This window comes from Thermodesulfobacteriota bacterium (assembly GCA_040753795.1).
In the GTDB taxonomy this organism is placed as follows: domain Bacteria; phylum Desulfobacterota; class Desulfobacteria; order Desulfobacterales; family Desulfosudaceae; genus JBFMDX01.
The window spans coordinates 61,854-75,624 of record JBFMDX010000017.1 but is presented as its reverse complement, the minus strand read 5'-3'; the positions used below and the strand labels follow the sequence as shown (position 1 = coordinate 75,624).

The following is a 13,771-nucleotide window of genomic DNA, read 5'->3' as shown; positions in this document are numbered from 1 at the left end:
GTATATATTGATAATTGATCCTGTCATTGTGACGGGATTCATTTTCCGGGCATTCCGGCCATGCCGGTTGCGGGAAGATTATTATATTACAAGGTCATAAGGAGGTCGTATGCGGAACAGCAATCGTTTCAGCCGGAGAGATGGTTTGTCTCTGCTGGTTATCGGTCTGGTGTCTTTGGGAATAGCCATGATGCCGGCATGCTCCAAGAAAGCCGAGCAGGAGAAGGCGGCGGTGGAAAAAAGTGCGGTGCCGGAAAAGCCCCAGGGAATTCCGGCGGCCGCGTCTCAAGACCCCCGTCAGGAGAAAATTCTGCAGTTACAGAAGATCCAGGGAGAGTTGATCGCCATGCAGAGCGCAACCTTCAAAAAATATCCGGAACTGGTGAAAGAACAGGAGGGATTAAGAAAGCTCATCGACGATAAAATGCAGGCCCTGTTGAAGCCCCAGAAAATAGACCTGCAGCAGATCCCCGAGCTCCAGAAGAAACTCCAGGATCCCAATCTGCCCGCGAATGAGAGAACGGGGCTGATGAAGGATTTCCAGGATAAAGTCCAGGTGGTCAAAAAAGCCCGGGTGGACGCCATGAATGATCCGAAGATCCAGGAGGCGTATAAGCAATATGAGACGCATCTGAAAGAGAAGTTGATCGCCGAGAATCCACAGGCAACCGAGAAAATAGCGGATTTTGACAAGATTCAGGCGGAACTGCAGGCTATAAACAGCAAGGCCGTTGCCGGACCTGCGAAAACTCCCATGAATCAGTGATCCACGAGCGATATATCCGGCCGACCTTTTATCTGGACGCCGATCATCCGGAGGTGGCGGCTTTTGCCCGTGATGCCTCCGGCGGAACGGAAGCTCCTGCCAGAAAACGCGCCGTCAATCTGTATTACGCGGTTCGGGACGGTTTTCGTTATAACCCTTACGCTTTCTCGCTGGACAGGAGAAAATTCAAGGCCAGCTTTACCCTGGCGGCCGGGGAGGGTTTCTGTGTCCAGAAGGCGATTCTGCTGGCGGCCGCGGCCCGGGCGGTGAGCCTTCCCGCCCGCCTGGGGTTCGCCAATGTCCGGAACCATCTGGCTACCGAACGGTTGAAGGCCCTGATGGGGACCGACCTGTTTGTATTCCACGGCTATACGGAGATGATGGTTGACGGCCGCTGGGTCAAGGCCACCCCGGCCTTTAACTTGAGCCTGTGCGAGAAGTTCGACACCCGGCCGCTGGATTTTGACGGGGTGACCGACTCCATTTTTCACCCTTATGATAACCGCGGCCGTCAGCACATGGAATACGTGCACGATTACGGCGCCTTTGACGACTTTCCTTATGACAAAATGATCGAGGAGTCTCGCCGGTATTACCCGGCCTGGTTCCATGACGAAAACGTGAATTTCGACCACATCGGCGGTGATTTTGAAAAAGAGCGGGAGGATGATCGCCGCCGGGGGTGACCCGTTTAGTCCGGACAGTGTCCCTTCCGCAGCAAGTCGAACACCGTCTTGACCGGATTGAAGGCGTCCGAAGGAAGTTCCACAAAGACCGTGTTCCAGTAGGCCATGGCCCCGTTCCACAGACCGGGGTGTTCCAGCGCTTTCAGGCTCCGTCCGTCCTTGGATTTTTCCGTTATGATTCCCGCCAGCGGGTCCGCGAAATCGGCCAGGCGAAACGGCCGGCCGGTATAGTCCCGGACGGCGCAGGCGATGATGACCGGGTTGAAATGGGTGGATGAGAGCCAGATCTCCTTCTGTCCGGCGGCGGTCATATCCACCTGGGCTTCTTCAATAATCTGGACGGAGATGTCGCCGCGGCTGTCTTTTATCCAGAAAGGCCCGCCTCCGGGTTCCCCGGTATTTTTTACCACGCCGCAGACACGTAAGGGACGGTTCAGCCGTCCGATCAGAAGCTCTTTTTCCTCGACCGGGGCATCTCCGGTGATGATGTCCGTCAGGAAAAGGTTCAGGTGCCTGGAGGCCCAGGCCGTAACTTCTTCAATCAGGTCCCTGTCAGCGTCTCTTGCGGTCAGGCGTTCCAGACAGGCAAATACCTGCTGCTGCAGCTCCACCAGCAGCCCGCACATGGCGGCAATGGCCGGAGCCGTTTTCCGCCTCAACGGCTCCATGGCAATATTGTCGATGTTTTTGATAAACAGAAGATCTTCGGCGAGGCGATCCAGATTGCCCAGCAGGGCGCCGTGGCCCCCGGGCCGGAAAACCAGCCGGCCGTTTCGATCGCGAAAGGGCGTGTTGTCGCTTGCGGCGGCGATGGTATCGGTGGCGGGATCCTGGCTGGAGAACGTCACCTCCGGGGAGACGCCGTATCGCCCTTCAATCTGTGCGCCGCCTGATCTGAGATGCTCCTTGATCGCGGTTTCATGCGCCAGGGGTACGGTAAAATGGACCCGGCAACGGTGATTCCGGTCGGCGAACAGTTCGGCCGCCTCGGCCAGATGCTCTTCAAAGGCGGTCCGGGAATAAGAAGCGGACGCGGCTTCGTCCCGGTAACGGTGAAACAGGATTAATCCTTTGGGGAGGTCGGCGTAGCCAAGTCCGCTGGGCGTCAACAGGTATTTCAGTACGGCCGCCGATCCGCCTTCCCCGGTCAAATCGTCATGGTTCACTCCATCTTGTTCCATGGCTTTCCACAGGGCGTCACGGCAGGCGAAGCGGTTTAGGTTGGCCAGAAGAGCGGTTACGCTTTTGTCCGACGCAGGGCTTTCCCCTCCGGGTTTCTGGTGGGCGGCAATCAGGTCCTTGAACATGCGGGTTGCGGCGCCTGAAGCCGGAACGAATTTGGCAAGACGGCCATTGTCCACGGCCTGCCGGAATACAGCCGCCAGCCGCCTGACGGTTTCTGTCTCCAGCGGCATAATACCGTTGTTGATCGTGCACGGGGCGATCAGTTCCGGAGCGGCAACACCCCGGGCAAACATCCGCAGCTGGGCGTTTACCGTTTCGGGGGTAAGGCCGTGGGCCCTGATATCCTCCAGATCCGCCTGGCTGAATGGATAATCGCTCATCATTTTCCTGGATTTTGCAAAATGGTTATCGAATAACCGGAAAAGTGGCGCCGCCTTCGGGAAATACGGCGACGCTCGCCCGGGGTCCCAGTCGTTTTACTCCCGCCCGGATAACGTCCTGGGGAGTATGAGTGAAGCCGTTAAAAAAGAAAAGCGCTTTTACGGTTTCGGCCGTCAGGGAGGGCACGAAAAACAGCAGCTCGTACTGACGGATCAGCTGCATGGTGTAATAATAAAGGAAGCGTTCTTCTATATTCAATCCCTTTCTGGTGAGATTCAGAAAGGCATATACCCGGGACGGTCCGATCAGCCGCAGAATTTTTTTAACGACGGGCAGGGGCAGGGGGGATCGCTTCGGTTCGGGAATATCGTCCAGCCCTTTTTCCGCCCGCAGGAAGCCCATGACCGTGCCGCCGGGCTTGAGGGCGGGCAGGGCATTGCCCACGCATTTCATGCTCTGTTTGAAATTGATGTCCATGGGATGGGCGTTGACGATGACCCCGTCCACCTGCCTGTTCATCTCCAGCCCCGAGCGATCCAGGGTAAAACGGATGCCGGCCCGGTGGGCCGCTATCGGGTCGCCCGCGAAACAGGCGATGACGGTTCGGTTGTGGTTAAGGGCGACATTGACGCAGAAGATATCCGCCCGGATCATCCCCCGGCACTCCTCCAGGTCCAGTCGAAAGGAGTTTTGCTCCGGGAGTCGGCCGACCCGGTTGGCCTGGTAGGGCGGCTCCGTGAGAATTTCATGATGCCGTCCGATGGTTTCGGCCGAGGCCACCCCGGGCAGAATGTTTTTCAGCCCGCCGCCGAAACCGGCCATCAGATGCGGTTCAATCAGGCCGATCAGCACGATCAGGTCTGCCTCGGCCAAACGCCGGTTCAGGGATACCGGTGTCCCTCGCCGGGTGTTGCCCATGAAGGCGTTGGCGTCGGGATCAAAAGCCCGGTGATTTTCCCAGGGGATCCGGGCCAGGTTGGCGGCCCCTATCTTTTCGGCCATTTCCGCTTCGGTCATGGGGGTATGGATCCCCAGGGCCGGAATGACCAGCATGTCAGCCGTTTCCCCCCCGGCCGCGGTCAGTTCTTCCGTCACCAGGTGAAAGAATCGGCTTACCGGGGTCGGCCGGGTGTTGTCGTCAACAATAATGATGATTTTTTTTCCGCCCAGGCGTTTTTCAGAGAGAGGGGTCGTACCGGCCGGCTGCCGCAAGGCGGCTTTAATGATTTCCAGTTCATGGGCCCCGGTACCCGGCTGGGGGTTAGACGGTTGCGGCTGGATGACGTCCCATGTGTCCGGCAGGTCCAGCTTCAGAAACGTTTCCCCCCAGGGCAGTTCAATACGCATGCCGTGAAACTCTCCCTTTCCCCGTGTCGATGGTTTCATCGATATTTAATTTATCATTTTATCAGCGGGGAAAACGACGGGCAAGGATTATTAAATGGCCGCAGCCGGCCGGACGCTGTCGGTGCCGGTAAATTGTCTTGACAGAGAACTTGACCATGGAATAGGTTTTTTCAAATCTCAGGACATTTTCGGTTCCGACAGTGAAATTTTCTCTAATCATCCCGGTCGCTCCGGACAGAGGGGCGGAAATTATGGCGTCGATCCGCCGCCTGGACTATCCGGACTCGGCCTACGAGGTGGTGACGACCCGGGGGACCAACCCGTCGGCGGGCAGGAATCAGGGCGCCCGGCTGGCCCGGGGGGAGATATTGGCCTTCCTGGATGACGACGCGACCATCCCGCCTGATTATCTGCTTGAGGCGGAAGCGTTTTTCCGCGAGTATCCGGAAATTGATATCGTCGGAGGACCGCAGTTGACGGCAACGGATGATCAGGGATTTTCAAGGATCAGCTGGTACGCGCTTTCTTCGATGTTCGGGGCCTGGAAAGTGTCCCGGCGATATGCCTTAAGGGAAATCCGGCTGAACGCGGACGAGACGGCCGTTTCCTCGGCCAATCTGCTTTGCAGGAAACGGGTGCTGGATACGGTCGCCTTTGACACTACCCTCTTCCCCGGGGAAGACCCCAAATTTATTGCCGACGCCATCCGGGCCGGTTTCCGTATCGCCTATTCGCCCGCCATTCGACTTTATCACCGGCGAAGAGCGACCGTTCCGGCGCTCATGCGTCAGATATTCAGTTACGGAAAAGCAAGGCCCCGGAAAGAAACGCTGCTGGAAACCCTGCGGATGCCGTTTTTTTTCGTGCCCAGCCTGTTTCTGCTTTACCTGATCGGGCTGGGAGCGGTGACCGCCGTGCAGCCTTGGATTGTGGGCGAGGCATTATCCTTCGGCGGCGGTTTGACGAACGAGCCGATGCCGGGCAAGCTGCTCTTTCTGCCGCTGTTGATTTATGCGGCGGCCGCCGTCCTTTTCGGCATATACGATTCGGCCAGGAACAGGGATTTGAAAGCCGTTTTCGTCCTTCCATTCATGTATCCCCTGATCCACCTGAGTTACGGACTGGGGATGATCCGGGGGTATGCGGACAGGCTCCGGTTCATTCCGGGCATTAAATCACGAAAACCTTCCGGTCTCATATGAAGATTCAATTTGTGCTTGCCCCGCCCCGGAGGACGCCCCGGCTCGGTGAAATGTATGAGCACATTTCTCCTCCGCTGGGGATTCTTTACCTTGCCGGTTATCTGAGAGAACAGATACCGGATCTTGAGTTAAGGGCCATTGACGGGCCCAGAAAAGGGTACGACTTTACGCTGGAGCGTATCATCGGTTTTAACCCGGACATCCTGTGCGCTTCCTATTATGTGACCTCCACCCTCGGGGCGTATGAAATGATTGATGCCCTTAAACAGTTAAATCCCGGGTTGCTCTGTATTGTCGGCGGTCATCAGGTCACGGCCCTTCCGGGAGAGGCGTTGCGGCGTTCACGGGCGGATATTGAGGTTTACAGTGAGGGCGAGGTCACTCTCACGGAGATTGTCCGGGCATATAAATGCGTTAAAGACATCAGGCAGATGAACCTGAGCGAAATCCAGGGGGTCGGTTACCTGGCCAACGGCGAATTGAAAACGACTCCTCCGCGGCCCCTTATTCAGGACCTGGATACCATCCCTTTCCCCGCCCGGGATTTAATCGACATGAGGGATTATACCGGCTGGTACATTACCCGGCAAAACCCCCAGGCCAGGGTGATATTCGCCAGAGGGTGCCCTTATCGATGCACCTTCTGCTCCAACAAGGTCTGGAACCGGCCCGGTCAGGTCGTCAGGACCCGCTCCGCGAAAAATATCGCCGATGAGCTGGAGGTATTGAAAAGAGACTACGGGGTAAAAGAGTTTTTCGACGACAGCGATGAGCTCAATCACAACATCCCCAAAGCGATTGATATCTGTAATGAAATTAAAAACAGAAAACTGGACATGACCTGGAAATGTCAGTTGCGGAGCAACAATCTGCCGGAAGAACTGGCCCGGGCCATGGCCGAAGCCGGTTGCTGGTTTGTTCACCTGGGGATCGAGTCCGCCAACCAGCGAACCCTGAACGGAATCAGGAAAGGAATAACGGTTGAACAGGGAATAGCGGCTTGCGAACTGATGCAGCGCTATGGCATAAAGACGCTGGCGCTGTTTATGCTGTTTAATGTATGGGAAGAGGGGAACCAATTATGCTTTGAAGGGGTGAAGGAGACCCGGCGGACCATTGCCTTCGCCCGGCATCTGCTGAAGAGCAACAGGGCCCAGTTGATTTCTTCGTCGCCGACCCTGCCCTATCCGGGCAGTGAATTGTACGACATTGCGCAGCGGCATGGTTTGATTAAAGAGCATCTGCGTGACAACTGGGACGCCTGGCTGAGGGACGAGACGTTTATCATGCAGTTGCCCGGGGTAACGGAAAAGGAGATGACCGGTCTGCGACTGCGGGCGAATATCCTCATCGTGCTGTCGTTTTTGAAGTTCGGCCATTTTTCAGTCAAAGATATACCTTTTTTTATTAAGAGAGTCATCAAGGTGCTTGGAGACAATGTGAAGGCCCGAATAAAAGCTGAAAAATGAAAATATTGTTCATCAAGCCTTCCCAGGGCAAAGTTCCCCAGGTAATCGACGTACCCCTGGCCTTTCTCTATCTTTCGGCGTATTTGAAGCGATACCTGAAAGCGCCCGTTGATATCGAATTGATCGACCTCCGGCTTACCCGGAAAATCGGACAGGCATTAACAAAAAGGCTCCATGCTTTTCAGCCGGATATTATCGGAATCAGTTTGCTGGCCATGGATAAGGCTTTTTTGAATGAATGGTCGGCCTTTTTAAGGATGAACGCCCCGGATGCAAAAATCGTGATCGGCGGCCCGTCGGCAACTTTTGAATATGATGATCTGCTGTTGTCAAACGACTCGGTCGATTGGGCGGTGATCGGTGAAGGGGAAGTTGTTTTTTTAAATCTTGTGCGGGCGCTTATCGCCGGGAAAACACCCAACCAGCTTGACGGCCTGGCGTATGTCGACGGGGAAAAGGTCGTCTGCAATCCCCGGGCGGATTACATTGAGGATCTTGATACGCTGCCGTTTCCGGATTACGGCCTGGTAAATTTGCCGGATTACTTCGGCCCTTTGGGTAATTCGTTTAATGGCTTTCTCTGCAAAAAACATTATGCGCCGGTCATCAGTTCTCGCGGGTGCCCGTATCATTGCGCTTACTGCCATGACGTTTTCGGCAAAAGAGCCCGCAAGCGGACCCCGGAAAATTTTGTCGAAGAAATTCAATGGCTGTACGATGAATACGGCATCAGAGAGTTTCACATCATTGATGATATTTTTAATATTGACCGGGACCGCATGCATGCCATTCTGAATTTGATTATGGCAAGCGGCCGGCCTATTAAACTGGCCTTTCCTAATGGGTTACGGGCGGATCTGCTGGAAAGAGAAGATATAGCTCTGTTGAAACGGGCCGGTGCATATACACTGACATTCGCTATTGAGTCCGCCTCGCCCAGAGTGCAGAAAATCATCAAAAAAAACCTGGATATTGCCAAAGTTCTGGAAAATATCGAGTATGCCGAAAGTATCGGTTTGATCGTCAGGGGCTTTTTCATGCTGGGCTTTCCCGGGGAAACGGTCGCGGAAATCCAGTCGACAATCGCCTTGGCCAGAAAAACCAGCCTTGATCTGGCTTCATTTTTTATTGTTATTCCCTTCAAAGGGACGACGCTTTCCGGACTGGTGAAAACCATGTATCCCGGCCTGATGTATACGGTACGAGGAGATTACTGGGATGAAAACTCTTTTTACTATCTGGCTACCGGGTATGATAACAAGAAGGCGCAGGTACATGCTTCGTTGAGGTTTTATCTGCCGTTTCGGGTTTTTAAGACGTTGAAAAAGTTTCCGAACAAATTGCATATGATTAATCTTGTTTTGGACTTTCTGGCCGTTTTTCATAAAAAGAGGGTGTCATAAAATAGTTTTTATAGGGTTGTCCCGGATTTACAAACAATGAAAATTCTGTTTCTCCTGCACTCTCTCGGCGTGGATGAACGGTTGGGGATCATGACACTTTCCAGCATCCTCAAGCAAAACGGACACGCTGTCAGACTCCTGATGACAGGGGGGCTTGCGCTGAAGGCGTGTATTGAGAGAATAAAACAGTTTGGCCCGGAAGTGCTGGCTTACAGCGTCATGACCGGAGAACACGCTTATCATGCCGCGCTGAATGAAAAAATAAAACAGGCTTACCCCTGTTTCGCGGTCTTCGGCGGTCCCCATCCCACGTATAAACCCGAAATGGTTGAGCTGCCGGGGGTAGATGCCGTGTGCCGGGGTGAGGGCGATATCTTTTTTCCGGAACTGCTGGAAAAAATGAGCCGGAACAAAGACTTTTATTCCACGCCCAATTTCTGGTTTAAAAAACCGGACGGCACGGTGGTGAAAAATGAGATCGGCCCGCTGGTAAGCCATCTGGATGCGCTTCCTTTCCCGGACCGGGAACTGGTGTATGACGCCGATATCCTTTTCCGTTCAAGGGGCAAAAAAACATTTATGACCATGCGGGGATGCCCCTATACCTGTTCTTATTGTTTCAACCATGCTTATAACCGGTTAACCAGAGGCAAGGGGCCGGTGCTCAGGTACCGCTCGGTGGATAATGTCATATCGGAAATAAAAGCGGTCAAGGCGTTTTACCCGCTGGAGCGCGTCAGCTTTGAAGATGATACCTTTCTCCTTAAGCCGGCCGGCTGGCTGGAGGAATTCGCGGACAGATACGCCCGGGAAATCAATATTCCGCTCACGTGCAATGTAAGGAGCGATCTGGTCGATGCGGAGAAGGCCAGGCTGTTGAAGGAAATGGGGTGCGTCATGGTGTTTGCCGGGGTTGACCCGCCTGATGAAGAGATATTAAGCCGGACACTGAAGCGGAATGTTACCATGGAGCAGACGATGAACGCCTGTCGGCTTCTGCGGAAACATGACATTAAAGTGGCCACGGAAAGCCTGATGGGCCTGCCGGTAGACGATCCCCTTGGGGCGGCTATGGCGACACTGGATTTTAATATCAGGGTGAAACCCTACCTGGCCTTGACCTTCATGCTTTATCCCTATCCGGGGACCGAAATCGCGCGCCTGGCGGTTGAAAAAAAAATGTTTCCCATGAATCATGATAAGCAGACGGCACCCAACCGCGCCGGCACGGTCTTGATCTACCGGGACGAAAAAACGAAGGTGAAACTACTGAATCTGTTGCATCTATTCAGCGTTATTGTTCAATTCCCTTTTCTGCGGCCTTTAACGCCAATGCTTATTTCGCTACCCGCAAACCGGTTATATCCGCAGGTATACTTTTTCTTTTTTGGCTACAAGATGTTGAGACTTTCGGGCAGAAAAATATTTGCCAGGACTATTCTGCGATATTTGCCTTACTATCTCCGATACATCAGGTTAATCTGGAAACAGCAGATATGAGAAAGAAAACCCAACCCCGGGGCATATTGGAGCGGATCCGTTTTTTAAAGAGCCATCCGGTATGGAAGTCTCAATATTCGGCCTTTGTGAAAGCGGTTTCACAGCTAAGGCTGCCCGCCGCATCAACGGGCCTGTCTGTCTCCTGCGGTGACGGCACCTGGGATTTTCTGGCCCTGACCAATAATCACAACCTTAAAAAAATAATCGCGACGGACGTGGTCGACTGCCCCGTGAGCGGCGACGATATCAACCTGTTGAACGCTCAAGCCGCCTGGTCTTTTCAACGGGTCTCACCCGATACGGTTCTGCCCGTGAGCGACAGCTTGTGCGAACTCGTCCTGCATCAGGACGTTATCGAGCATACCCCCAAACCTTATCTGCTGTTAAGGGAGAATCACAGAGTATTAAAACCGGGCGGATATCTCTTGTGCGGGACGCCGAACATTTTCCGGCCGGCCAATATACTGAAGCTGATGTCAGGCAGGTTGAGCTTCCCCTGGCGTCTGACCACCGGTCTTTTGAACCCTGCTTATCTGAATCCCGGTGTCCAATCAGACGACATGGTTCATGTCCAGGAGTTTAATCAATACCAGTTGAGGACAATGCTGGAAGAAGTCGGGTTTGAGGTGGTCTCGCTTGCCCGGTGTTTTTTCGGTGTGAGTTTTTTAAAGCTTAATTTTTGTGATTTTCCAACCGGTAATCTGGGCGGAAATCTGTGCCAGTATCTTTTCTGCGTTGCCCGCAAGCGTTCGTAAATGGCGCCTGCCATTCCTTCTTATTTCCTTTCGGGGTTGGCGCCTTCAGACCCCGTGTCCGGCATGACCGGGGCGGTATCTTCTCTGCGTTGTCTCTGATTATCAAGGATGATTCGAAGGTTTTTGACGGCTGTCTGGTAATCGGGGTTTATTTTTATGGCCTGATTCAGGTGATCACAAGCTTCCTGGAAATGGCCCTGTTCATACAGCGCCAGTGCCAGGTTGTTGTGCGTCTGGAAAAGGCCGGGATTAATCGTCAACGCCATACGGTAAAGAGCGATGGCCTTATCGGTCTCTCCCATGCGTATCAGCAGGTCCGCCAGGCCGTGATGGGCCGGAACGTAACCTGGAGACAGCTTCAATGCCTTTTCATAATGCCGGGCGGCGTCTTCCGTCAGATCAGCAGACGCCAGGGCGTTGGCCAGTTTGGTGTGCCCCAGGGCGCTGTCGGGAGAGACCCGCAGGTACTGCCGGTAGTGCTGTATGGCTTTGTTGATTTCTTTTTTTTCCATATAAGCGTCGCCAAGATTGGCGCGTGCTTTTTTATTGTCGGCGCAGATCTCCAGGGCATGGTTGAAAATGGTGATGCTGTTTTGCCAGTGCCGGGTCTGAAGGTGGGCCAGGGGAATCAGCGCGGTCAGAACAGTGATGCCCGCAGCCGGAAGAAGGTATCGGCTATGTTTCAGGCTTGACATTAAAGACGGCACACCAAAGGAGACCATTATAAAGATTCCGATCAGCGGTATATAGAGATGGTGATCCTCAACGGGTCTGCCTGACAAAAAAACCATCAGCATGACCGGCGCCGAGGCGATCAGAAACCAGAGCCATCCGGTGAGGATGTATCTGCGGGTGTTCGCTTTCCACAGGACCAAAACGGAAAACAGCAGCAGCACAATTAGCAGGCCTGTGGCCGCCCATAAAGGGGCTTCCGGAGGATCGGGCCGGCAGATGGTCAGCCCCGCCGGATAGACAATTTTTCTCATATGAAAGACAAAATCGACGATTGATCCGGGATGAAAGGTCAAGGATAAGGGCCGGTCGCCCCGCAACTGCCCGGTAATCAGCAGCCTTCCCGCTGCCCACTGGATCGGAGCCAGGGCCATCAGGGGAAGTTTTTCCAGGAGGACTCTGCTCCGGAAAAAGAGCCATGCCGTATCTTTAATACCGGCCGGATTCAGGCGGATTCTCCCCAAGGGCCAGTAGTCGAGCAGGAGCAACAAAAAAGGCAGTATCGCTATGGTGGGTTTGCACATCAACCCCAGCATAAACGGCAAAAAAAGAAGCAGATACCTCTTAACAGACGGGCCTTTGACATAATGGTAGTAGCCGGCAAGGGTAACCATTAAAAAGAAAGCTTCCAGTATGCCGTTATATCCTGCCAGCCAGCTGACCGCCTCTACGTTGATCGGATGAACGGTAAAAAGAATCGCGCAGAACCCGCTTTCCGATTTTTTGCCCGTTGCCGACCGCAGAATTAAATACAGCAGCAGCGCGTTGACGACATGTAACCACAGTGAGAATAAATGGTGCTTGCCCAGATCGTTGCCGAAGAATTCCCATAACAACAGCCTGACAATGGCGGGAATCGGAACCTGGTAGGGGAGATGGTCGGGCAGTTTGTAAAACGCCTGGCCGAACTTTTCCAGGGAGAGGCCGTTTGTTACAAAAGGGACGTATATGCTCGATATGTCATCATAAAATATGTAATCATGACTGCCAATTTGGGCATAAATTACCAGGGCGGCGGCGATGATGAACAGGCATATGATTATGTCAGTAAAATATTTTTTCATATGGACGGATTCATCCGGGCTGATGCGTTAATTTGGCCAACAGCGTGGCGGCGACCGTTTTTATGGCTTGCGGGTCATAGGAGAAAAACTCGTTTTTCAAATCCTGAACGCTCTGGCGGCAGAACAGGCAGTCATTCCCGGACAGCTCTTCCCAGGCCCTTTTTACGCCGCCGCTGCCGTGGACGCTCCGGCCGTTTTCGCCCCTGCCCAGCAGCATGGGGCAGGGGTACATCATGCCGTTGCTGTCAATAAAGGCATGGCCGCGGGCGATGCGGCAGGGCGGGAAATGATAGCCCGGCGGCAGCGGATCGCCCCTGCGGAATATCCTGTCCAGGGGGATGCCCAGCGGAAAACCGATGATGTTGTTCAGCAGCCGGAAGGTCTTGTCCACGGGGTATCCCTTTGTTTTGTAATCGCGGACCCGGCGCCAGAACAGGCGCAGTTCTTCGGCTGACATGACGAACTCCCGGTCCTGTTCCCGGGTAATGGCTTGTTCGCAGAGGCCCAGAGTGGTGTTCCAGTTTCGGGCCAGGGTGAGCAGGTAATCCAGGCTGTCGGCGTTGTTCCGGTTGAATACGGTTCTCATCTGAACGGGAATGCCGTTGTCCCGGCACAGGGACAGACTTTCCATGATTTTTTTGTGGGAGCCCCGGCCGCGGTTTTTCTCCATGTCGGCTTCATTGCCGTCGATGCTGTGACAGACATAACTGACCTTCTTCAGGGCCGCCAGTCGCTGGCGGGTAAAATAGCCGTTAGTGATCACTTCGACGATGATTTTTTTTCGGGCGATATAATCGATAATATCGCCGACGTCTTCCCTCAGCAACGGCTCTCCGCCCAGCAGGACAATATAGCGGGTTCCCATGGCGTACAACTCGTCAACCATGTGAAAGATTTCCTGCTTTGAGAACTCGTCTTCTTCTCTTCTGCAAGGGGAGTTGGGAAAGCAGTATACGCAGTTCAGGTTGCACCTCGGGGTGATGAAAATGCCGGTGTACAGGGGCATCCGCCGGCCTGTCATCAGTGCCCTGGTGTACTGCCCCGCGGCTTTTACCAGCGGCAGGCCGCTGCGGAGCGCTCGCCCGAAATTCATTTTTCACGCTTTCCCATAGCGGTTTTGAACGGATAATAAATACTGATCATATCCATGATGCCGATCGAAGGCAAGGAGGGAAGTGCCCCCGCGGCCGTAAACGATGATTGCTTTTTGCAAGAGAAGTCACTATGTTGTCAGACATAACCTGCGGGCTGCAAAATTACGAGATTATTGGAATATCAAGG

At 53.9% G+C, this 13,771-nt stretch carries 11 protein-coding genes; 7 read left to right on the top strand and 4 right to left on the bottom strand.

Annotation, left to right across the window (positions count from 1 at the left end; all coding sequences use genetic code 11):
* Window positions 1–109 precede the first annotated feature (109 nt).
* Window positions 110–766: a hypothetical protein gene (locus tag AB1724_16570; GenBank protein MEW6079422.1), complete on the top strand. Its 657-nt coding sequence runs from the start codon at window positions 110–112 to the stop codon at window positions 764–766.
* Complete coding sequence (locus tag AB1724_16565; protein ID MEW6079421.1) at window positions 763–1,452, top strand: transglutaminase family protein; 690 nt, start codon at window positions 763–765, stop codon at window positions 1,450–1,452. Before AB1724_16570 ends, AB1724_16565 begins: the two co-directional genes overlap by 4 nt.
* A gap of 5 nt (window positions 1,453–1,457) precedes the next feature.
* On the opposite strand, the gene AB1724_16560 is transcribed toward AB1724_16565, so the two are convergent.
* A complete protein-coding gene (locus AB1724_16560) occupies window positions 1,458–3,017 on the bottom strand; it encodes a DUF4301 family protein (GenBank protein MEW6079420.1) in 1,560 nt (519 codons plus the stop codon).
* 25 nt (window positions 3,018–3,042) lie between these two features.
* Window positions 3,043–4,365, bottom strand: a complete 1,323-nt coding sequence (gene larA / locus AB1724_16555) for a nickel-dependent lactate racemase (GenBank protein ID MEW6079419.1) — start codon at window positions 4,363–4,365, stop codon at window positions 3,043–3,045.
* Between the two features lie 251 nt (window positions 4,366–4,616).
* Between larA and AB1724_16550 the strand changes: the two genes are divergently transcribed.
* The 5 genes from AB1724_16550 to AB1724_16530 are packed head-to-tail and all read left to right on the top strand — an operon-like array spanning window position 4,617 to window position 10,694.
* Window positions 4,617–5,567 (top strand): glycosyltransferase, encoded by a 951-nt coding sequence (locus AB1724_16550; protein MEW6079418.1) that lies wholly within the window; start codon window positions 4,617–4,619, stop codon window positions 5,565–5,567.
* Complete coding sequence (locus AB1724_16545) at window positions 5,564–7,036, top strand: radical SAM protein (protein MEW6079417.1); 1,473 nt, start codon at window positions 5,564–5,566, stop codon at window positions 7,034–7,036. The genes AB1724_16550 and AB1724_16545 overlap by 4 nt, the downstream gene beginning before the upstream one ends.
* Window positions 7,033–8,439: a radical SAM protein gene (locus AB1724_16540; protein ID MEW6079416.1), complete on the top strand. Its 1,407-nt coding sequence runs from the start codon at window positions 7,033–7,035 to the stop codon at window positions 8,437–8,439. Before AB1724_16545 ends, AB1724_16540 begins: the two co-directional genes overlap by 4 nt.
* A 36-nt stretch (window positions 8,440–8,475) precedes the next feature.
* Entirely contained in the window at window positions 8,476–9,939 is a 1,464-nt protein-coding gene (locus tag AB1724_16535) for a radical SAM protein (GenBank protein MEW6079415.1), read from the top strand.
* Window positions 9,936–10,694 carry a methyltransferase domain-containing protein gene (locus tag AB1724_16530; protein ID MEW6079414.1) on the top strand — a complete coding sequence of 253 codons (759 nt, stop codon included), beginning with the start codon at window positions 9,936–9,938 and terminating at the stop codon, window positions 10,692–10,694. Before AB1724_16535 ends, AB1724_16530 begins: the two co-directional genes overlap by 4 nt.
* Window positions 10,695–10,714: 20 nt before the next feature.
* Here the strand turns inward: AB1724_16530 and AB1724_16525 are convergent, their stop codons facing one another.
* Window positions 10,715–12,490, bottom strand: coding sequence for a tetratricopeptide repeat protein (locus AB1724_16525; GenBank protein MEW6079413.1), 1,776 nt, complete (start codon window positions 12,488–12,490; stop codon window positions 10,715–10,717).
* A 10-nt stretch (window positions 12,491–12,500) separates the two neighbouring features.
* Entirely contained in the window at window positions 12,501–13,583 is a 1,083-nt protein-coding gene (locus tag AB1724_16520) for a radical SAM protein (protein ID MEW6079412.1), read from the bottom strand.
* Between the last annotated feature and the right edge of the window lie 188 nt (window positions 13,584–13,771).